Annotated in this window: 1 protein-coding gene; it reads right to left on the reverse strand. The window is 51.3% G+C overall.

Going from position 1 to position 721, the window contains the following annotated elements; genetic code table 11:
* Positions 1-65: 65 nt before the first annotated feature.
* A complete protein-coding gene (locus tag AC53L6_RS24230) occupies positions 66-293 on the reverse strand; it encodes a hypothetical protein (RefSeq protein WP_496909692.1) in 228 nt (75 codons plus the stop codon).
* Between the last annotated feature and the right edge of the window lie 428 nt (positions 294-721).

The following is a 721-nucleotide window of genomic DNA, read 5'->3' on the forward strand; positions in this document are numbered from 1 at the left end:
CCAGTCATGTTTTTGCATTTTCGAATCCCCGGGTTGAGTGGTGCTACAACCAGACGATGTATTGGTTACTGGATGTTTAACCCGGGGTGGGGTTGAGGGTCCTGTTGCTCAACAAGCGGGGTCACCGCCACGTTGAGAGAGGTGTTGCTCAAGCTGCCAATCATTCGCTGCTCGCTGTACCTAGAGGCTCGCAGAACATCTAATAGTGCAAGGTGTGTCTGGATGTAGCCGGCCTTACGGGCATCTTCTGCTGCAACCATCACTTTGAACTCAAACCATTCTTGTGCAGACATTCTGTTTACCTCCATAAACGGTGGGTAAACTCCGCCATGCATTTCTTAACGACACCTTAACGCAAAGGTAAACATAAATCACGCAGGCGAGAGTTCGCCTATTGGTAGCATGGATTGCCCCTACGGTCCCTGTCTCGATCACCGGAGCTTAGTGTGACCTATTCCGTTGAACTCGCCCCGCAGGAAAGCGAACCACGTTGTCCGCGTGACTTGGCAGAGGTTCGTCGCTGACAGATGGTGTTCCTTCAAAAGAAGCGGCCAACTCAAATTCTGCAACGTCGTAAACACCGTCCAGAGCCTCCGCAATGCCTTCCAAGGAGTTCCCCCTGGCCATATCTCGCAAGTCCTGGATGGCACTCAATATCCATCGATTGGTGTTCATATGTATCGCCCACATTGCCAAATTAACTGGTGGCTTGGCTTATCCA

This window comes from Tateyamaria sp. LSS28, assembly GCF_059611725.1.